The sequence below is a fragment of the Streptomyces sp. NBC_01257 genome, from assembly GCF_035917255.1.
In the GTDB taxonomy this organism is placed as follows: Bacteria; Actinomycetota; Actinomycetes; order Streptomycetales; family Streptomycetaceae; genus Streptomyces.
Map to the genome: position 1 here is coordinate 5,315,176 of NZ_CP108472.1, position 17,581 is coordinate 5,332,756.

Genomic DNA, 17,581 nt, shown 5'->3' on the forward strand with positions numbered 1-17,581 from the left:
CGTGACGCGCTCGTGCCCGGCGTGCGGAGCCGCCAACGAGGAGGACGAGGACTTCTGCGGAAGCTGCGGTACGTACCTGGGATGGTCCTCGCGCCGTGCCCGAACCCGGGCTGCCGCACCGGAGGCTGACGAACCGCCGGCCCCCGAGCCGCCCGCCCCGCCTGCGGCCGAGACCGCCCCGCCCGCGCCCGAGACCGCCCCGCCGCCCCCGGTCCCGGCCCCGCGCCGCGCACCCGCACTCGCACCCGCACCGGAGCGGGCCGAGCCTCCCGCCCCGGGCGCGGCGGAGCCGCCGCGCCCCCGCACGGCCGAGGCGCCCCCCGAGCCCCCGGCCGAGCCCGCCCCCGTACGCCCGGCTCGGCCGGAACCGCCGGTGGAGGACGAGCCCGTGGTGGCTGTACAGCCCGGCGTGCCGATCGCCCAGCGCCCCGTCGTCAGACCGGTGGCGGCGCAGGAGGAGAAGGACGGCTTCCCCTGTCCGTCGTGCGGGGCCCTCAACCGGCCGGGACGCAAGTTCTGCGGCCGCTGCGCGACGCCGCTCCACCCGGGCGAGCAGGCCGAACCGCTGCCCTGGTGGCGTACCAGATGGCCGTTCGACCGCAAGGTGCGGGCAGGCTCGGGGCGTCTGCTGCGGGGGAGCGTGCTGGCCCTGCTGATCGTCGGGCTCCTGATCGCGGGCTTCCTGCTCGTGCCGGCGGGGCGCTACGTCTTCGAGGACGTACGGGACAAGCTCGGCGGTACGGGGGAGATCAGCCCCAGCGACGTCACGGCGAGCACCGCCACCGCCGGGCACCCGGCGAAGCTGGCCGTGGACGGGCTGACGAACACCTACTGGGGCGCCCCGAAGGCCGGCGCCTCATTGACCGCCGAGTTCGACAAGCCGTTCCGGCTGGTCGGCGTCACCGTCCACACCGGGGTGTCGACGAAGCCCGAGGCGTTCCAGCGAGGCGCCAGGCCGACCTTGGCCGACGTCTTCATCACGACGAAGGACCGGAAGGTCCACGAGAAGACCATGACGCTCGCCGACAAGCCCGGCGAGCAGTCGATACGGACGGGCATCAGCGATGTCGTCTCCATCCGGTTCGTCGTACGGGAAGCGGCGGGTCAGGGCGCCGGACGGTCGATCGCGCTCGGGGAGATCGAGTACTTCAAGCGGACGTGAGGAAGCCCGGGCCACCCGCCCCGCCAGGGGACTCCCGGGCCTCGAACGGTGGGAAGACCATGGTCAGGGCGGCGATAGGTTGATCTCGAAGCCGGAGCAGGTGGGCGACATGTTCGACCTCTTCGGCATCCTGCGAGCCCAGGCGCTCAACCCCTGGAAGTCCGCGGAGATCATCGAGACGAAGGTGGGACAACTGTGAGCCACGGACCCGGACTGACCTGGTTCAAGTCCAGCTACAGTAATAATGAGGTCGGTGCCTGCCTCGAAGTCGCCTACGACTGGCACAAGTCCAGCTACAGCGGCAACGAGGGCGGGGCCTGCGTAGAGGTTTCCACCTGCCCCCACACCGTCCACGTCCGCGACTCCAAGGTCACCGACGGCCCCACCTTCGCCGTTGCGCCCGCCGCCTGGACCGCGTTCCTGGGCCACGCGACAGTCAACGGCTGATCATGCCCGGCGCGGACGCGCTCGCCGTGCGGCGTGCGAGCGAGACGGATGCCGACGCGCTGGCCCGGATCGACTCGGTTGCGGCGGAAGGCGACGAAGCGCGGCGCCGGAACATCCGGAACTGGTGCAGGCAGGGTCTCGCCGCCGTGGCCGAGGACGAGTCCGGGCCCCTGGGATACTGCGTGGTGGAGTACACGTTCTTCGAGCAGGGCTTCGTCACGATGCTGATGGTGGCGCCCGCCGCCCGTGGCCGAGGTGTGGGCGGGCGCCTGCTGGCGGACGCCGCGGCTTCGTGCAGTGCCCCGAAGCTGTTCACCTCGACGAACGTCTCCAACCAGCCGATGCAGCGGCTGCTGCAACGCGCGGGATGGAGCCCGGTCGGCCTGCTCCACGGCCTGGACGAGGGCGACCCGGAGCTGTTCTACCTCTGCCCGCAGGAACCGGGCGCCGTGCGTCCGTGACATCGGCGGGTCAAGCGCCGAGGTGCACCTGTCCGCCGAGCCGGGGCGGAGGTCCATGCCGATCGTGGTGGCGGCAGCACAGCGTGGAGACTCGGTGCTGCCAGGCGCCGCTCCGCCCACCCGTCACGTTCGAGTCCGGCTTCGGCGCACCTTCACCCAGGATCCGTGACGCACGTCACGGGAACCCGCCGGACCGGTCGGACATTAATCCACGTGACTCACTCAACCCCCGCCCGTCTCCGCGACGGTGACCCGGCCGCGCTTGCCGAGGCGTTCCGGGAGCACGCGGACGCCGTGTACCGCCATGCCCTGTGGTCCACGGGCAACTGGGCCACGGCCGAGGACGTCGTCTCCCTCACCTACCTGGAGGCGTGGCGCTCGCGTGAGCGGCTGCGCCCGGAGGAGACCGTCAGTCTGCGCCCGTGGCTGCTGGGCATAGCCACCAATGTCCTGCGCAACACCGCTCGTTCGGCCCGTCGGCACCAGAGAGCCCTGGCCCGGATGCCGCGATCGGACGCCGTCCCGGACTTCGCCGAAGAGGTGACCGGGCGGCTGGCGGACGCCGAACAGCTGGCAGCGGCCAAGGCGGCGCTGAAGGGGCTGCGGCGCACCGAGCGCGAGGTGTTCACCCTGTGCGTCTGGGGCGGGCTGGACTACGCGTCCGCCGCCGAGGCCCTGGGCGTACCCGTCGGCACCGTGCGCTCCCGGCTGTCCCGCGCCCGCGCCAAACTGCGCGACTCCGTGGACCACCCGGCCACCCGGCGCGACGACACGCAGCGCGCGCCCGGTCGGGAACTCCCCGGAGGCAGCGGACAAGTACAGCACGTAGACGGCATTCTGGCTCGAACCACCCAGGAGAACCTCGCATGAACGCTCTGTTCCGGAACCGTTCCGCCGCCCCGTCCTCCCGTCCGGCGGCCCCGGGCCACGAGGAGGGGGGCCGGGAGTGGCAGGAGGCCCGCGACCGCTCCGAGCTCGCAGCGTTGCGGGAGATGGTCCCGCCGCCCGCCGCCCCCCGGCTTTCGCCCACCCGTCGTGCGGAGCTCGAAGCCCACCTGATGAGGGAGGCCGACGACTCGGCCGCCACGTCCGACCCCGCGAAGTCCTCCACGTTCCGTGCCGCCGCCGGCCGTCCCTCGGCCTTCGGATGGCTGACGCCCGGCCGGTCGATGTCCCTCGGGGCGGCTGCCGCCGTCGTCGCGGCGACCGTGGCGGCGTTCGCCTTCACCGGCAGCAGCGGTCAGACGGCCGTCGCCGCGCCCGCCCCGCTCAGGGTGGAGGGCTCCCGGGCCACCGTGCCGCTCGCCACCGTCGCGAAGCGGGCCGCGGCCCTCGCGGATTCCCCGGGCGACGCGCTCCGCGGGACCCACCGCAGGGAGTGGGCACTGGGGATGTGGGACGACGGCAAGCACAAGCCGGAGCAGATGCCGGTGATCGAGTCCCGCGAGCGCTTCAACGCCGACGGCAGCGGTGAGGTGCAGGACATCGAGGACGGCCAGGTCGTCCGGCGTACGCACTTGCCGGCAGGGTCCTGGGAGAAGCTCGCCGAGTTCCGGAGCGCGCCCCCGACCACCGTCCCCGGCCTCGCCGACTACCTGGCGAAGGACAACCCCGATACCCGCGGCAGCGCGTACTGGACGATGAACTCCGTGGAAGCGCTGCTGCGTGACTGGACGCCCGGCCCCGCCCAGACGGCCGCGATCGACGGCCTGCTCGCCGAGCAGTCCGGCCTGAACGCCATCGGCCCGGTCAAGGACCGTGCGGGACGCCGGGGCCAGGCGTACGCCGTGGACTTCAAGGGGACGGTGCGGTGGACGATCATCCTCGACGAGCACACCGGACGGATCCTCGGCACGGAGCTCTCCAGCATCAAGACCGACCCGAAGATGCAGCTCAAGCCCGGTGATGTCGAGCAGTACGACACCTACCTGGACTGAGGCCGCACGCCTGGTCACCGCCCGTGGGGCCGGCCCCCACAACCCTGACGCCCCGCACCGGAACCACCGCCCAGGTCCTTCTCCACCCGAGGGCCGTCCCCGAGAGCGCGCCGGAATCGAGCGCAACGGGGTGGTGGCCACCGTCACCGTGGCCCGTACGCCCGAGAGGACGGCGCCCCGGTCGCTCCTGCGGCGGCCTGACGATCTCGTAGGGGGCGCCGGGTCTCAGAGCCCCGGCGCCCCCCACACCGGGAACCACCGGGCCAGCTCCTTCTCCACCCGCAGGTCGTCCCCGAGGGCGGCCCGGACCTGGAGTTCCAGCTGGTTGTCCCGTTTCTCGTCGCCGCCCGGGACGGGGGCGAACGGGTAGAACGTGCCGCGCTTGTAGAGGTACACCAGGGCCAGCGACCGGCCCTCCGGGTCGCGGAAGGCGATCAGCGAGCAGAGCAGCTGTGGGCCGAAGCCGCCGTCCTGGAGCAGGGTGTTGACCGCGTGCAGGTCGTTGACCAGGGCGGCGGAGTCATCGGGCGGCTGCCGGGTGAGCAGCCAGCTGTAGCCGTACGCGTCCCGGCTGAACTCCACCGGGACGCCGCCGCGCCCGGTGTCGGCGTCGAGCAGTTCCCGTACGTCCTGCTGGACGCGGGCGAAGGTGGCGCCCTCGACGCCCGCGAAACACACCGAGCCGTTGCCGGTCGGGACGAAACCCGTGGCCGCCTGGAGGGTGAGGGCGGCGGACGGGACGGCGAAGAGCTGGTCGAGGTCGGGGCGGACCGGTTTGCTGCGGCCCAGGATGCTGTCGAGCAGGCCCACGGACGTACTCCTCACGGGGTGGGGGTCAGGGGCGGGACAGGTCGGCGGAGATCCGGGCCAGCTGGTCCAGCCGCTGTTCGAGCGTCGGGTGCGAGGAGAGCAGCCGGCTCAGGCTCTCCTTGGAGGAGAAGGCGGGGACGAAGTAGAAGGCGTTGTACGGCTCCGCCTTCCGCAGGTCCTCCGTCGGGATGCGCGCCATCTGGCCGCTGACCTTGGTGAGTGCGGAGGCGAGGGCCGAGGGCCGGCCGGTCAGCAGGGCGGCTGTGCGGTCGGCGGAGAGCTCGCGGTAGCGCGAGAGCAGCCGGGTGAGCAGGAAGCTCAGGGCGTAGACGACCGCGCTGATCAGCGGGATCAGCATGATCGCGATGCCCATGGGGTCGTTGCTGCGGCTGTTGCGGGCGAAGCCGCCCCAGAGCGCGACGCGGGTGATGATGCCCGCGAGGACGCCGAGGAACGAGGCGATCGTCATGACGGCGACATCGCGGTGCGCGACGTGTGACATCTCGTGCGCGAGCACGCCCTCCAGCTCCTCCGGCTCCAGTCTGCGCAGCAGACCGGTCGTGGCGCAGACGAGGGCGGTCTTCTCGCTGCGGCCGGTGGCGAAGGCGTTCGGCACGTCGCTCTCGGCGATCGCCACCCGGGGCTTGGGCATGTCGGCCAGGGCACAGATCCGGTCGATCGCTCCGTGCAGCTCGGGCGCCTGCTCGGGGGTGACCTCGCGGGCCCCCATGCTGAAGGCGGCGATGCGGTCGCTGAACCAGAACTGGGCGACGAACATGCCGCCGGTGATGATCAGGATGATCGGCCAGGCGCCGCGCAGTACGGCCAGCAGCACGCCGACCAGCACCACGTACAGCAGCCCGATCAGGAACATGGTGGTGAGCATGCGTGTGGTCAGACCGCGGTCGGGGGCGTACCGGCTACGGGTTTTGGTCATCGGTGACCTCCAGTCCTCGCCTGCCTCCCATAGTGCTCCTCGGGTGTCGAAAGCGGATAAGAGACGCGGTGTGCGGCATTTGGCCGAACAGCACCTAGCCGTTTAGGTGCCTTGGGCATCTAGTAGGGAGTGATCGGCAGGACACCCCCCTCTCCTTGCGAGGTCCGCCATGACGGAGACCAAGACCGAAACCGAAGCCAAGGCCGCATCCGGGACCGAGACCCCATCCGAGGCCGTCGCCTTCCCGCAGAACCGCAGCTGTCCCTACCACCCGCCGACCGGCTATCCGAGCGCGAGCCGCGGGCAGGAGTCGGTGTCCCGCGTGCGGCTCTTCGACGGCCGTACGGTGTGGCTGGTGACCGGGCACGCCGAGGCGCGGGCGCTCCTCGTGGACCCCCGGCTGTCGTCCGACCGGGAGAACCCCGCGTTCCCGTTCTTCGCCGAGCGGCTGGCCACGACCACCCAGCGGCGCGTCGAGCTGATCGGCGTCGACGATCCCGAGCACAACGTGCAGCGCCGGATGCTGATCCCGAGCTTCACGGTCCGGCGCACGGCGGCGCTGCGGCCGGCGATCCAGGAGACCGTGGACCGGCTGCTCGACACGATGGTGGCGCAGGGACCGCCGGCCGAGTTGGTCGGCGCCTTCGCCCTGCCGGTGCCCTCGATGGTCATCTGCGCGCTCCTGGGCGTGCCCTACGAGGACCACGAGTTCTTCGAGGCGCAGTCCCGCAGACTGCTGCGCGGTCCCGAGGGCTCCGACGTCGAGGCGGCGCGGATCGCACTCGGTGACTACTTCCGCGACCTGATCGCGCGGAAGCGGCGCGACCCGGGCGACGGGCTGCTGGACGAGCTCATCGCCAAACAGCTGGAGACCGGGGCGGTGGACCTGGAGGAACTGGTCCGGCTGTCCCAGATCCTGCTGGTGGCGGGCCACGAGACGACCGCGAACATGATCTCGCTCGGCACCCTCACCCTGCTCCAGCACCCGGAACAGCTGGCCCGGATGCGCGCGGGCGGCCCCGACGGGATGGCCCCGGCGGTCGAGGAACTGCTCCGATTCCTGTCCATCGCCGACGGGCTCTCCCGGGTGGCCGTCGAGGACATCGAGATGAACGGGGTGACGTTCCGCGCCGGGGACGGTGTCCTGCTCTCCACCGCGGTGAGCAACCGCGACGAGGCCGTCTACCCGGCACCGGACGAGCTGGACCTCGGCCGCGGCGCGCGCAACCACGTCGCCTTCGGCTTCGGCATCCACCAGTGCCTGGGCCAGAACCTCGCCCGCGCCGAACTGGAGATCGCGCTGCCCGCGCTCTTCGACCGGCTGCCCGGCCTGCGGCTGGCGGTGCCGGCCGAAGAGATCCCGTTCAAGCCGGGAGACACGGTCCAGGGGCTCATCGAACTGCCCGTGACGTGGTGAAGGGATGACCCGGTGACCGGAAGCCGAGCGGAAGAACGGACGGACATGCGCGACGAGACGGAGACCGGCATCGCGATCGGGATCGACAGGGACGTCTGCATCGGGGCCGGGCAGTGCGCGCTCGTCGCGCCGAAGGTGTTCACCCAGGACGACGACGGGCTCAGCGAGCTCCTGCCCGCGTCCGAGGACGACCTGGCGGGCCCGTTGGTCGGCGAGGCGGCCCGCGCCTGCCCGGTGCAGGCGATCACGGTGACCTGAGGTGGAGGAGGGGTCAGGGCCAGAGCAGCTCCCGCACCCAGGGTCCGGCCCCGGCCCCGTCCTCCCGGCGGTAGCGCAGCCGTACGTGCCGCCGCCGGGCGTCGCCCTGGAAGAACTCGACCTCGCGCGGCTCGACGACGTACCGCGTCCAGCCGGCCACCTCGGCATCCGGCTCCGCCCCGGCCCGCCGCCAGGCGGCGTCGGACGCCCGGTCGAGCTCCGCCGTCGAACCCAGCACCTCGCTCTGCCGCCCCACCAGCGCCGAGGCCAGGGCCCCGGTCGAGCGGGCGTGCAGATCGGCGCGGCCCTCGGCGGGTGAGCAGGCGGTGACGGGGCCCCGGACCCGGACCTGCCGGCCCTGCGAGGGCCAGTAGAGGCCGAGCGCGGCATACGGGCGGGCGGCCAGCTCGCGGCCCTTCGCGCTGGTGGCGTGCGTGGCGAAGTGCCAGCCCGCCTCATCCGCGTCGTGCAGCATCAGCGTCCGCACATCGGGCAGCCCCTCGGCGTCCACGGTGGCCAGCGACATGGTGTGCGGCTCGGTCTGCCCGGCGGCGACGGCCTCGGCGAACCAGGTGTGGAAGAGGGGGAGGGGTGCGGAGGGCGCCGTGGCCGGTTCGAAGGCGGGCAGCTCGACGTCCCAGACGCGCTGGGCGTGGAGCAGGTCGAGGAAGGCGCGGTGTGCGGCGGAAGCCGATGCGTCGGTCATGTGGCCATTTCACCTGGCGCGGCGGAGTCCGGGGATGCCGGGCCGGATCCCGCGCCACCGGATTTCGCCCGGTTGCCCGGCGGGCCGGGTGCGGCGATGGCAGGGACCGATTGCTGTAGCACACCGAGACACAGGGGGCTACGCTGGTCGTATGAAGACCATCACGCAGCGGGAGTTCCGGAATCGGTCCGCGGACGTCATGAACGCCGTGGAGGAGGGCGAGATCTTCCACATCACGCGTAACGGGGTAGAGGTCGCGGAACTCCGGCCGCTCACGCGCAAGCGGAGCCTGAGTGCGGAGGAGCTGGTGGCCCGGCACAGGCGGCTGCCCCGGGTGGACGGCGCGTTGATGCGTCGCGAAGCGGACGAGCTGTTCGGTGACGAGGACCGGGCCGGGGACGACGATCCCTGGGAGCGGACGCGTGGCTGAGCGCTACCGTGCGGGGGTCCTCGACACCTGCACGTACATCGACCTCGACCTGTTGCGCGCCGAGGATCTTCCTGCCTTTCCGGCGCTCACCGCTGTGACGATGGCCGAACTCCAGCAAGGTGTGGCGATGGCCGGGGATCCGGCCGGGCGGGCGGCGCGGATGGAGAAGCTGGGGGCCGCCGTGGCCGACTTCGAGCCTTTGCCCTTCGACGGGGACGCGGCTGTTCGTTACGGGAGCATGGTGTCCCTCGTCGTCGCCGCCGGCCGCAACCCTCGTCCCCGGCGGATGGATCTGATGATCGCTTCCATCGCCTCGGTCAGGGGGCTGCCGCTCTTCACGCGTAACGCGGACGACTTCAAGGGTCTGGAAGGTGTGCTCACCGTCGTCGCCGTGTGAGTCCGCGCCGGAAGCCCGTGGCGCCCCGCCCCCTCACCCCCGCCCCAGCACCACCGTCCCCGACGAGCAGAACCAGCCGCCCGTGCCCGAGGCCACCGCCAGTTCCGGCAGCCGGCCCCCGGCCTTGACGACCTGGCGGTCCCCGGCCTCGCCGCGCAGCTGGCGGACCGCCTCCACCAGCAGGAACAGTCCGCGCATCCCCGGGTGGCAGGCGGACAGGCCGCCGCCGTCCGTGTTGACCGGGAGTTCGCCGGTGAGGCCCGTGCGGCCCTTCTCGACGAACGCGCCGCCCTCGCCCTTCGCGCAGAAACCCAGGTCCTCCAGCGTCACCAGCGTCATATAGGTGAACGCGTCGTAGATCTCGGCCAGATCGATGTCCGCGGGCCGCACCCCCGCCCGCTCGAAGGCCAGGCGGCCCGAGACGGCGGCGGGGGAGACGGTGAAGTCCTCCCACTCCGACATCGTGGAGTGCGAGACGTGTTCGCCGGTGCCCAGGATCCAGACCGGGGCCTTCGCCGTGTCGGGCACGTACTCCTCGGCCGCCAGCAGCACCGCACAGCCGCCGTCGCTGCGGATGCAGCAGTGCAGCTTGGTGAACGGGTCCGCGATCATCGGGCCCGACAGGACCTCGTCGACCGTGACCGGGGTGCGGAACATCGCGTCCGGGTTGGCCGCCGCGTTCGCCCTGGCCTGCACCGCCACCTCGGCGAGCTGCTCCAGGGTGGTGCCGTACTCGTGCATGTGGCGGCGGGCGGCCATCGCGTACTTGGCGATCAGCGAGTGCCCGTACGGCACCTCGAACTGGAGCGGGCCGCGGGCACCGAAGGAGAGGTTCGACGTGCGGCGGCCCGCCTTGATGTCCGCCCGGGCCGTCGACCCGTACACCAGCAGGACGGCGTTGGCCCGCCCCGCCGCGATGGCGTCCGCCGCGTGGGCCGCCATCACCTCCCAGGTCGATCCGCCCACCGAGGTGGAGTCCACCCAGGTGGGTCTCAGGCCCAGGTACTCGGCGACCTCGACCGGGGCGAGCGTGCCGAGGCCCGCGGAGGCGAAGCCGTCGACGACGGACCGGTCCAGGCCCGAGTCGGCGAGCGCCCGGCGCGCCGCCTGGGCGTGCAGGGCGTAGGGGGTGGCCGTGTCGACGCGTCCGCAGTCGGCGAGGGATATGCCGACGACAGCGACCTTGCGGCGGGGAGAGGACGTGGCAGGCAGCATGAATCTGACGGTACATCAGATGCGGGGAGGGTGAACATCGGTGAAGGGAGGGGATCTTGTGGTCCGTGTCGCTCTGCGCGACTCTGGGAATCTCACCGCTTCACCCCTAGCATGACGGCCCGTCAGATCAGAGGCCGTCGGCCTCTGAGGGGAAGGAGCCCGACGATGGATGCCGCCTTCACCGCGGAACAGGACGAGATCCGCCGCACCCTGCGCGACCTGCTGGCCAGACGTGGCGGACCCGGCGGGGCCGTGGACGCCGCGGCGACACCGGACGGATACGACACCGCACTGTGGCGACGGTCCGCCCGGGAGTTCGGGCTGCCCGGACTCGCCCTCCCGAAGGAGTACGGGGGCGGGGGCCGCGGCCCGGCCGAGCTCGCCGTCGTCCTGGAGGAGGCCGGCCGGGCCCTGCTGCCGTCCCCGCTGCTCGCCACCACCGTGCTCGCCGCACCCCTGATCCTCGCCCTCGGCACCGCGGAACAGCGCGCCGCCCTGCTGCCGTCCATCGCGGCCGGCGAGCTCACCGCGGCCCTGGCCGTGCCCGGCGGCTCGCTCTCCACCGCCCTCGGTCTCACCGGCGACCCCACCGGAGGCGCCTGGGCCGGCGGTGGCCGGGCGGGCGGTGTCCAGGCCCGGCCGGCCGGCGGCGACGGCGGCTGGCGGCTGTACGGGGAGGCATCCCAGGTGCTGGACGGGCACAGCGCAGGACTGCTCCTGGTCGCCGCCCACACCGGCGGCTTCCCGCGCAGCCGCACCCTGTTGTTCCTGGTCAGGACCGACGGACCGGAGGCGCCCGCCGGGCTCGTCCGCACCCGTCAGGACTCGCTGGACGAGACCCGGCCGCTCGCCCGCGTCCAGCTGCGCGACACCGAGGCGGCGCTCCTGGGCGCCGACGACGCCGTGGACGCGACGGCGGCCCTGGCCGCCGCCGGGCGCACGGCCGCCGTCGCCCTCGCCGCGGAGGCGGCCGGAGCGGCGGCGAGCGTGCTGGAACGGGCGGCCGGCCGGCTGGAGGCGCGCGAGGCCTCCGGCCGGGTGACCGGCGCCGCCGAAGCCGTGAAGCTACGGCTGGCGGACCTGTACGTACGGGTCCAGTCGGCCAGGTCCGCCGCCCACTACGCGGTCCTCGACCCCGAATCCGGCGGGCTCGCGCTCGCCCAGGCGCTGGAGGCGCTGCGGATCACCACCGCCGAGGCCGTACAGCCGCACGGCGGCGGCTTCGCCGGGGAGCAGGAGGCGCAGCTCTACTTCAAGCGGGCCGCCGCCGACGAACTGCTCCTCGGCCCCGTCCACCGGCTCCGCGACCACGCGGCGCAGCGGGCCGGGCTGTTCGGCCGGGAGCGGCTCGGCGGGCGCGCGGCCGGGCCCGGACCGGCGGCCGGGCAGGTGGCGGTCTGATGGCGCCCGGCGTCCGGCTCGTCCAGAAGGTGTCCGCGACCCGGGTCTTCGCCCGGATCGCCCCGCACGTCGTACCCGCCATGGACCGCACGGTCCACCGGCTCACCCGCGGCCGGGTGCTGCTCAGCGCGCAGATGCTGCCGGGCGTCGTGATGACGGTCCCGGGAGCGCGCAGCGGGCAGCCCCGGACCACCCCGCTGGCGTGCATGCCGCAGCCGGGTGACGGCGAGGGGGGCGGGGACAGCTGGGTCCTGATCGGCAGCAACTTCGGCCGTCCGGGGCATCCGGCCTGGACGGCGAACCTGCTGGCGCATCCGGAAGCGGCCGTCATCAACTGGAAGGGCCGCGACATTCCCGTACGCGCGAGGCTGCTGGCGGGGGAGGAGCGGGCCCGGGTGTGGCAGGCCGCGCTGAAGTTCTGGCCGCCCTATGCCGCGTACCAGTCCCGGATCGAACGGGAGATCCGGTTGTTCCGGTTGGATCCTTTGGAGGGACGCGGCGGTCACGAGTGAGGTGGGCGGGCGTCCGGATACACCGACGGCGGACCACCTGCGTGGTCCGCCGTCGGTGAGACAGGACCTGGGGTGCCCGGGATCACCGCGCGTCACCCAGTACGAGGGAAATCCGGCGCGGGCGCTACTTCGTCGGCTTCTTGCCGGTGATGCCCAGATGCACCAACAGCGCCAGGTTCGGCCGGAGTTCCGACTGCTTCACGCCCCAGGTGGTGAAGCCCTTCTGGTGCGAGGCGACGGCGGCCAGCATCGCCACCAGGGATCCCGCCATCGCCGCGGGGCTGACGTCCTTGTCGACCTTGCCCTTGGACTGGAGCTCCTTCACCGAATCCGTAAGGGAGTTGGTGACGGAGTTCAGGATCTTCATGCGGATCTTGTAGAACCGCTTGTCGCCCTCGGCCGCGCCGAGGTCGACCACGCGCAGGATCGCGTCGTTGCGCCGCCAGAAGTCGAGGAATCCCTCGACGAGTTCTTCGGCGGTCTGCCATCCCGACTTGCCGACCCAGGAGCGCCCGGCGACCAGTTCGGTCAGTCCGGCACCCTCCTTGGCCATTTCTTCGGCGATTTCGAGGACGGCGCCCTCGACGTCGGGGAAGTACTGGTAGAAGGTCGCGGGTGAAGTCCCCGCCTTCCGGGCGACGTCGATGACTTTGACGTCCCGGTACGGCGAGGAGCTGAGCATCTCGCTGAGGCAGTCGAGCAGCTTCTGCCGCGTCGCCTGTCCGCGTCGACCGGCCACGCGGCCGTCGACGGTGCGTACTTGTCCTGTCATGCCGTCAGCTTACCGACGGGTGATCGGAGCGCGATTCGGCCGACTGCAAATGGGGAGCGCGGCAGGCGTGGTGGGGGGAGTGAGGCGGGAGTGGGGTGATATCGGGCGATGCGTCCCGCCGAGGCCCGGCCGGGTTCCCCACAGCTTGATTAGTGTTATCAACAGCCTGTGGATAACTTCCGTGGATAACTTTCCGTGACGTCCATGAGGGCGCTTCGTGCATCGAAAATATGTTCGCATCGGAGGTGCCGGTGCGCGGGCGCCCCGGAGCGCGGCTACTTTGGGTGTGACGAGCGTCACCACGACGGAAGGATCCGGGCCCATGGCCGCATTCGCGCAGTCCGCGCCGTGCTGGGTGGATGTGCAGCTCCCCGACCTCGAAGCGGGCAAGCGCTTCTACGGGGAGTTCTTCGGCTGGACCTTCCGGGCGGGCGACGGGCCGTACGCCGACGCGCTCAGCGACGGTGCCCTCGTCGCCGCGCTCGCCGCCAAGCAGGACGGCCGCATGCCGACCGCCTGGGGCATCTACTTCGCCACCGACGACATCGCCGCGTCCGTCGCCCGGGTCCGCGAGCACGGCGGCCAGGTGATCACCGACCCCGTCCGGGCCGGCCGCTCCGGGGTGCTGGCGCAGGCCGCCGACCCCGGCGGTGCCGTGTTCGGCCTCTGGCAGGCCGGTGAGCGCCAGGGGTTCCAGAAGCAGAACGAGCCGGGCTCCTTCTGCTGGACCGAGGTCTACACCCGGCAGAAGGACCGGGTCGACGCCTTCTACGAGCAGGTCTTCGGCTTCCGCTCCATGGACATCGACGAGCCGGGCGCCGGTGACCCGGGCACCGCGGAGTCCGGCGTGGACTACCGCATGTGGTCCCCGCCCGGCACCGATCCGGGGCCCGACACCGCGGTCGGCGGGCGCAGCGTCATCACGGACGGGCTCCCCGCCGAGATGCCCAGCCACTTCCTCAGCTACTTCACCGTGGCCGACTGCGACGCGGCGGCCGAGACCGCCGTCCGGCTGGGCGGCCGGGTCTCCGAACCTCCCTTCGACATCCCGTACGGGCGGATGGCGGTCCTCCAGGACAACCAGGGCGCCGTCTTCGCCGTACTTCAGGAACCTGTGTCCTGAAACAGGCGGAACGGTACGGGACACCCCGATCCGCCCCCGGGTTCGCAACCGGCGCCTCGGCCAGGAACAATCGGGGTGCGCACCGCCGGGTGGTGCCCACTGATGAGACGCTGCACACGGCGGGTTTTTCGCGGACCTCTCCTCACGGAGGTCCGTACGGGGAGGTGGCAGGCAAGTGGTGGAGCAGCTGACGCAGCACGACCCTAGGCGGATCGGCCCGTTCGAGGTGCTGGGACGGCTCGGGGCCGGCGGCATGGGGCTGGTCTATCTCGCCCGTTCGGCGTCGGGCCGGCGGGTGGCGATCAAGACGGTCCGTACGGAACTGGCCGAGGACCAGCTGTTCCGGGTCCGCTTCACGCGCGAGGTGGAGGCCGCCCGCGCGGTCAGCGGGTTCTACACGGCCGCCGTGGTCGACGCCGACCCGCGCGCGGCCGTGCCCTGGCTCGCCACCGCCTACGTGCCCGCGCCCTCCCTGGAAGAGATAGTGAATGAGTGCGGGCCGATGCCGACGCAGGCCGTGCGCTGGCTGGCGGCGGGCATCGCGGAGGCCCTGCAGTCCATTCACGGCGCGAAGCTGGTCCACCGCGACATGAAGCCGTCGAACGTGCTCGTCGTCGAGGACGGCCCGCGCGTGATCGACTTCGGGATCGCCTCCGGTGTCTCCAACACCCGGCTCACGATGACGAACGTCGCCGTGGGCACGCCCGCCTACATGTCGCCGGAGCAGGCGCGCGACTCGCGCAGCGTCACCGGCGCCAGCGACATCTTCTCGCTCGGCTCGACGCTCGTCTTCGCCGCGACCGGCCATGCGCCGTTCCACGGGGCCAACCCCGTCGAGACGGTCTTCATGCTGCTGCGCGAGGGCCCCGACGTCAGCGGTCTGCCCGACGACCTGCGGCCCCTCATCGAGTCCTGCATGCAGATGGACGCCTCGCTGCGGCCCAGCCCCGCCGAACTGCAGGCCCAGCTCTCCCCGCACCTGTTCGCCTCCGGCGACGACGACAGCGGCACGGCCTCGGCCTGGCTGCCGGCCGACGCCACCGCGATGATCGAGCAGCGCCGCGGCGGCGGCCGCGCGATCGCCGCCGCGCCGCCCGTCCCGCCCGCGCCCGTGGCGCCGCCGCCGCCGCAGCAGTCGCCCGGTGCCGACTGGGACAACGCCTGGCGCAGCGGAGCCGAGGGGCAGCCGCCCGCCGCCTCCGCGCAGGCACCCGACGCGGGCGGTCCGGTGAGGCTGTCCGGCGCGCATGTGCCGATCGGTCCCGGCCCGCGCGCCCAGGACGTGCGCGCCTCGGCGGGCGCCGCCGAGGCCGGTCCGGCGACCGGGTGGGTGCGCCCTCCCGCCGGGGTGAACGGCGTGGCGGCGACCGCCCCGACCGCCCCCGTACCCGCTCCGGCGCACGCGCCCGACAGCGCACCCGCCGCCCCCGAGCGCTGGCGGCCCTGGCGGTTCCGGATGTCGAACGACGTGTGGGGGACCCCGGTCGTCGTCGGTGACCTGCTGTACGTCACCTCCTTCGAGGTGCACGCGCTGGACACCGGCAACGGGCGGCGCCAGTTCAAGACCCGGGACGTGGCCTGGGCGATGGCCGTGGACGGCGGCAGCATCCACGCCTCCGACGGCCCGTCGCTCTACGCCCTGGACGCGACCACCGGCACCGAGCGGTGGCGGCTGCAGTCCGACGCGTGGGTGTACTCCCTCAAGGCCGAGCGCGGAACGGTCCTCACCGGCACCCGGGGCGGCGGCGTCCAGGCGCGGGAGGCGTCCACCGGCGAGAAGCTCTGGGAGATCAACGGGGCGCAGACGGACTTCGAGACGGCGGAGGCCGGACCGGCGCTCCACGACGGCACGGTCTACGTCTGGCAGGACGCCCGGCTGCGGGCCCTCGACGCCCGCACCGGTTCCGAGCGCTGGTCCTACCCGGTCGGCGACGCGGCGTCCTGCGGCGGGGTTCCGGTCCGGGTGACCCCGGCGGCGGACGGCTACGTGTACGTCTCCGCCGGCACCCGGGTCCTGGCCGTGGACATCGCCTCCGGCCATGTGCGCTGGCACTTCGAGTCCCCGGCGGTCTTCCTCTCCCCGCCCGCGTTCGCCCCCGGCCCCGCGGTCACCGGCGGTGGCGTGTACCTCGCGGACTACCTCGGCACGGTGTACGCGCTGGACGCCTCGACCGGCAAGGACCGCTGGCGCATCGCCACGGAGTCCCGGCAGTCGATCGAACCGGTGCTGGTGGTGGCGGGCAACGTGCACGTCGGCAGCGGCAGCGCGCTGTACACGCTGGACGCGGTCACGGGCACCCCGAAGTGGCGGTTCGCCGCGGGTGGCGAGGTGGTGGGCGCGCCGGTCGTCGCCGACGGCCGCGTCCACTTCGGCTCGGCGGACCACGTCCTGTACACCCTGGACGCGGCGGGCGGCCAGCTCCGCTGGAAGCTGGCCACGGGCGGCGAGATCACGGGTTCGCCGGTGGCGCAGGGCGGGGTGGTCTATGCGTGCAGCAAGGACCGCTGCGTGTACGCGCTGGACGCGCTGAAGGGCACGGGCACGGGCAACCGGGCGCGGGCGTAGCGGGGCGCCCACCCCAGCCCGTCCGGCGTTTGAGGACGGAACCGTGGCTGTGGTGGCCGCCGCCCGGACGGAAAACGTCCACCTCCAGCCCGTCCGGCGTTTGAGGACGGAACCGGTGAGCGGGCGGGCGTCGCGAGAGGGTCCGGGGGCGCCCGGCGGCCGCTTCGTCCTCAAGCGCCGGACGGGCTGGACCTGGTGGCCGAATCGTCGTCATGCGCCGGACCGGCATGGTCGGGCGCCGGGCGCGCCGGTGACGGCTACCCCCGCGGGTAGCCCGGGGGACCCGGGCGGTCCGGCGGGTCCTGGACCGGGTACGTCGCGGTCGGCTCCGAGTCGGGATCACGCGGCGGCCCCGAAGCCGGATCACGCGGCCCCGACGGCGGCCCCGGCGGGCCCACGTACGGGTCGGGTTCCGGCTCCGGCCACGGGCTCGTCTGCACCGACGGCCCCGGCTCCCGCGTCGGCGGCCACGTATCGGGATCCGCCGACCCCGGCGCCTCGTACGGCCGGTCGACCCGCTCGCGCCGCGGCCTCCCGCGCCGCCCCGACATCAGCGCCGCCCCCAGCAGCAGCAGCACCCCGCCGCCCGCCGCGCCCGCGACCCCCTGCTGGAGCCCGGAGCCGTCGCCCGCGATCGTCAGGCTGCCGGCCGCCTGCCCCTGGCGCACCATCCACAGCACCGTGAACCCGAGCACCAGCACGCCCGCGAGCGCGACCATCGGCCGGAAGCGGAGGACGACGCCCACGACCGCCAGCACCGCGGCGAAGAGGAAGGGCAGCAGGATCGAACCGAGCACGGCCGGGTGCGCCCCGGTGACACCGGTGAAGAGGTCGTCGACCCCGTAGTACCGCCCGAGGCGGCCGTCGTACCAGTCACGGAAGGGGCTCAGCACGGCGGCCGCCGCTCCAAGGAGAGCGACGATCGAACCGAGGACGTTACGGATCATCTCCGGACCTCCCGCGGGCGTGAGCGCCGCCGGCCGGCGACGCGGATCACCACCGCTCTCGACTCGACGCTACGCCCGGGGTA

General features: G+C 72.9%; 19 protein-coding genes. 13 read left to right on the forward strand and 6 right to left on the reverse strand.

The window, feature by feature from the left end:
* Nucleotide 1 precedes the first annotated feature (1 nt).
* The 5 genes from OG408_RS23000 (at nt 2) to OG408_RS23020 (ending at nt 4,007) form a co-directional block, all read left to right on the forward strand.
* Nucleotides 2-1,162, forward strand: a complete 1,161-nt coding sequence (locus tag OG408_RS23000; RefSeq protein WP_326671693.1) for an NADase-type glycan-binding domain-containing protein — start codon at nt 2-4, stop codon at nt 1,160-1,162.
* Between the two features lie 195 nt (nt 1,163-1,357).
* Nucleotides 1,358-1,609: a DUF397 domain-containing protein gene (locus OG408_RS23005; RefSeq protein WP_326671694.1), complete on the forward strand. Its 252-nt coding sequence runs from the start codon at nt 1,358-1,360 to the stop codon at nt 1,607-1,609.
* A gap of 2 nt (nt 1,610-1,611) precedes the next feature.
* Nucleotides 1,612-2,070: a GNAT family N-acetyltransferase gene (locus tag OG408_RS23010; RefSeq protein WP_326671695.1), complete on the forward strand. Its 459-nt coding sequence runs from the start codon at nt 1,612-1,614 to the stop codon at nt 2,068-2,070.
* Nucleotides 2,071-2,283: 213 nt separating this feature from the next.
* Nucleotides 2,284-2,940, forward strand: coding sequence for an RNA polymerase sigma factor (locus OG408_RS23015; RefSeq protein WP_326671697.1), 657 nt, complete (start codon nt 2,284-2,286; stop codon nt 2,938-2,940).
* Nucleotides 2,937-4,007, forward strand: a complete 1,071-nt coding sequence (locus tag OG408_RS23020; protein WP_326671699.1) for a hypothetical protein — start codon at nt 2,937-2,939, stop codon at nt 4,005-4,007. Before OG408_RS23015 ends, OG408_RS23020 begins: the two co-directional genes overlap by 4 nt.
* Before the next feature lie 225 nt (nt 4,008-4,232).
* Here the strand turns inward: OG408_RS23020 and pspAB are convergent, their stop codons facing one another.
* On the reverse strand, nt 4,233-4,817 hold the full coding sequence (gene pspAB / locus OG408_RS23025; RefSeq protein WP_266781430.1) for a PspA-associated protein PspAB: 585 nt from the start codon (nt 4,815-4,817) through the stop codon (nt 4,233-4,235).
* 25 nt (nt 4,818-4,842) lie between these two features.
* A complete protein-coding gene (gene htpX, locus OG408_RS23030; RefSeq protein ID WP_266781432.1) occupies nt 4,843-5,754 on the reverse strand; it encodes a zinc metalloprotease HtpX in 912 nt (303 codons plus the stop codon).
* Nucleotides 5,755-5,923: 169 nt separating this feature from the next.
* Here htpX and OG408_RS23035 point away from each other — a divergent pair, with 169 nt between their 5' ends.
* A complete protein-coding gene (locus OG408_RS23035; protein ID WP_326671701.1) occupies nt 5,924-7,171 on the forward strand; it encodes a cytochrome P450 in 1,248 nt (415 codons plus the stop codon).
* Nucleotides 7,172-7,216: 45 nt separating this feature from the next.
* Nucleotides 7,217-7,429: a ferredoxin gene (locus tag OG408_RS23040; RefSeq protein ID WP_266781436.1), complete on the forward strand. Its 213-nt coding sequence runs from the start codon at nt 7,217-7,219 to the stop codon at nt 7,427-7,429.
* Nucleotides 7,430-7,442: 13 nt separating this feature from the next.
* On the opposite strand, the gene OG408_RS23045 is transcribed toward OG408_RS23040, so the two are convergent.
* The gene (locus OG408_RS23045) at nt 7,443-8,135 is read right to left on the reverse strand and encodes a pyridoxine/pyridoxamine 5'-phosphate oxidase (protein ID WP_326671704.1); all 693 of its coding nucleotides are present in this window, start codon (nt 8,133-8,135) and stop codon (nt 7,443-7,445) included.
* Between the two features lie 151 nt (nt 8,136-8,286).
* On the opposite strand from OG408_RS23045, the gene OG408_RS23050 reads away from it, so the two are divergent.
* Nucleotides 8,287-8,565: a type II toxin-antitoxin system Phd/YefM family antitoxin gene (locus OG408_RS23050; protein ID WP_266781440.1), complete on the forward strand. Its 279-nt coding sequence runs from the start codon at nt 8,287-8,289 to the stop codon at nt 8,563-8,565.
* Nucleotides 8,558-8,962: a type II toxin-antitoxin system VapC family toxin gene (locus tag OG408_RS23055; protein ID WP_266781442.1), complete on the forward strand. Its 405-nt coding sequence runs from the start codon at nt 8,558-8,560 to the stop codon at nt 8,960-8,962. The genes OG408_RS23050 and OG408_RS23055 overlap by 8 nt, the downstream gene beginning before the upstream one ends.
* Before the next feature lie 33 nt (nt 8,963-8,995).
* Here OG408_RS23055 and OG408_RS23060 read toward each other — a convergent pair whose 3' ends face one another.
* Nucleotides 8,996-10,177, reverse strand: coding sequence for a thiolase C-terminal domain-containing protein (locus OG408_RS23060; protein ID WP_266781443.1), 1,182 nt, complete (start codon nt 10,175-10,177; stop codon nt 8,996-8,998).
* A 165-nt stretch (nt 10,178-10,342) separates the two neighbouring features.
* Here OG408_RS23060 and OG408_RS23065 point away from each other — a divergent pair, with 165 nt between their 5' ends.
* Together OG408_RS23065 and OG408_RS23070 are read left to right on the forward strand one after the other, a co-directional pair.
* Nucleotides 10,343-11,578, forward strand: a complete 1,236-nt coding sequence (locus tag OG408_RS23065; protein ID WP_326671706.1) for an acyl-CoA dehydrogenase family protein — start codon at nt 10,343-10,345, stop codon at nt 11,576-11,578.
* Nucleotides 11,578-12,090 (forward strand): nitroreductase family deazaflavin-dependent oxidoreductase, encoded by a 513-nt coding sequence (locus OG408_RS23070; protein ID WP_266781447.1) that lies wholly within the window; start codon nt 11,578-11,580, stop codon nt 12,088-12,090. The genes OG408_RS23065 and OG408_RS23070 overlap by 1 nt, the downstream gene beginning before the upstream one ends.
* A gap of 124 nt (nt 12,091-12,214) precedes the next feature.
* Here the strand turns inward: OG408_RS23070 and OG408_RS23075 are convergent, their stop codons facing one another.
* A complete protein-coding gene (locus OG408_RS23075) occupies nt 12,215-12,862 on the reverse strand; it encodes a TetR family transcriptional regulator (protein WP_266781449.1) in 648 nt (215 codons plus the stop codon).
* Between the two features lie 322 nt (nt 12,863-13,184).
* Here OG408_RS23075 and OG408_RS23080 point away from each other — a divergent pair, with 322 nt between their 5' ends.
* On the forward strand, nt 13,185-13,985 hold the full coding sequence (locus OG408_RS23080; protein WP_326671709.1) for a VOC family protein: 801 nt from the start codon (nt 13,185-13,187) through the stop codon (nt 13,983-13,985).
* 178 nt (nt 13,986-14,163) lie between these two features.
* Nucleotides 14,164-16,551: an outer membrane protein assembly factor BamB family protein gene (locus OG408_RS23085; RefSeq protein WP_326674585.1), complete on the forward strand. Its 2,388-nt coding sequence runs from the start codon at nt 14,164-14,166 to the stop codon at nt 16,549-16,551.
* A gap of 257 nt (nt 16,552-16,808) precedes the next feature.
* Here OG408_RS23085 and OG408_RS23090 read toward each other — a convergent pair whose 3' ends face one another.
* A complete protein-coding gene (locus OG408_RS23090) occupies nt 16,809-17,498 on the reverse strand; it encodes a hypothetical protein (RefSeq protein WP_285568494.1) in 690 nt (229 codons plus the stop codon).
* Between the last annotated feature and the right edge of the window lie 83 nt (nt 17,499-17,581).

What these genes read in the sequence shown, in the direction of transcription:
- OG408_RS23040 (WP_266781436.1), top strand. Translation starts at nt 7,217, where the DNA reads ATGCGCGACGAGACGGAGACCGGCATCGCGATCGGGATCGACAGGGAC.
- OG408_RS23080 (WP_326671709.1), top strand. Translation starts at nt 13,185, where the DNA reads ATGGCCGCATTCGCGCAGTCCGCGCCGTGCTGGGTGGATGTGCAGCTC.
- OG408_RS23065 (WP_326671706.1), top strand. Translation starts at nt 10,343, where the DNA reads ATGGATGCCGCCTTCACCGCGGAACAGGACGAGATCCGCCGCACCCTG.
- OG408_RS23070 (WP_266781447.1), top strand. Translation starts at nt 11,578, where the DNA reads ATGGCGCCCGGCGTCCGGCTCGTCCAGAAGGTGTCCGCGACCCGGGTC.
- OG408_RS23060 (WP_266781443.1), bottom strand. Translation starts at nt 10,177, where the DNA reads ATGCTGCCTGCCACGTCCTCTCCCCGCCGCAAGGTCGCTGTCGTCGGC.
- OG408_RS23010 (WP_326671695.1), top strand. Translation starts at nt 1,612, where the DNA reads ATGCCCGGCGCGGACGCGCTCGCCGTGCGGCGTGCGAGCGAGACGGAT.
- OG408_RS23075 (WP_266781449.1), bottom strand. Translation starts at nt 12,862, where the DNA reads ATGACAGGACAAGTACGCACCGTCGACGGCCGCGTGGCCGGTCGACGC.
- OG408_RS23090 (WP_285568494.1), bottom strand. Translation starts at nt 17,498, where the DNA reads ATGATCCGTAACGTCCTCGGTTCGATCGTCGCTCTCCTTGGAGCGGCG.
- OG408_RS23050 (WP_266781440.1), top strand. Translation starts at nt 8,287, where the DNA reads ATGAAGACCATCACGCAGCGGGAGTTCCGGAATCGGTCCGCGGACGTC.
- OG408_RS23035 (WP_326671701.1), top strand. Translation starts at nt 5,924, where the DNA reads ATGACGGAGACCAAGACCGAAACCGAAGCCAAGGCCGCATCCGGGACC.
- htpX (WP_266781432.1), bottom strand. Translation starts at nt 5,754, where the DNA reads ATGACCAAAACCCGTAGCCGGTACGCCCCCGACCGCGGTCTGACCACA.
- OG408_RS23020 (WP_326671699.1), top strand. Translation starts at nt 2,937, where the DNA reads ATGAACGCTCTGTTCCGGAACCGTTCCGCCGCCCCGTCCTCCCGTCCG.
- OG408_RS23045 (WP_326671704.1), bottom strand. Translation starts at nt 8,135, where the DNA reads ATGACCGACGCATCGGCTTCCGCCGCACACCGCGCCTTCCTCGACCTG.